At 30.7% G+C, this 606-nt stretch carries 1 protein-coding gene; it reads left to right on the forward strand.

The window, feature by feature from the left end; genetic code table 11:
• The first annotated feature begins 58 nt into the window (after nt 1–58).
• On the forward strand, nt 59–595 hold the full coding sequence (locus tag F0000_RS27550) for a hypothetical protein (RefSeq protein WP_149627892.1): 537 nt from the start codon (nt 59–61) through the stop codon (nt 593–595).
• The last annotated feature ends 11 nt before the right edge of the window (nt 596–606 follow it).

The following is a 606-nucleotide window of genomic DNA, read 5'->3' on the forward strand; positions in this document are numbered from 1 at the left end:
TCAGTAAATGCCATATTCATATACTAATTTTCATGGGAAAAAGCATTTTTTCCGTGCAGTGGAAACTAAAACCGGTGCTCAGCGATATTATGTAACAACTTCTCAGGAGTATACTAATTTAATAAATTATATTCCTGAAGGCTATGAAGTAATGGAGATGCCGGAAAATGCAAGAGTCATTATACGAAAAAAAATACCTGTTTTAACAACTAGTGAAGAAAAAGAAATTGTATACGATGCGATAAAAGGCTTTTCTGCAATAAAAGATTTTTTTATATATTCTGAGAAAGATTTAATTCATGTATACCATTCTCAATTTAATAGCGATGCTGGTCAAGACTTAAATTTAAGCAGAAATGAAGCGATTAAAATTTATGGAGAACAAATTGAGAAATGGATGCGATTTAACACCTCCCTGAGATTTCGATTGATTAATAAAGAAAAACGATTGTTTCAAGCGGAACGAAAAGTATATTTAGGTTTTTTTGATTATTCCTTTTACCCTATTGGAGAAAAAGGCTTAATTGAAAATTCAGCAAGAGTAAACGGTAAACATCTTGGAAGAGATTCTTTTTTTGATCTCACACCAAATTAAAAACGTTAAAG

The organism is Aquimarina sp. RZ0, assembly GCF_008370685.1.
GTDB lineage: Bacteria > Bacteroidota > Bacteroidia > Flavobacteriales > Flavobacteriaceae > Aquimarina.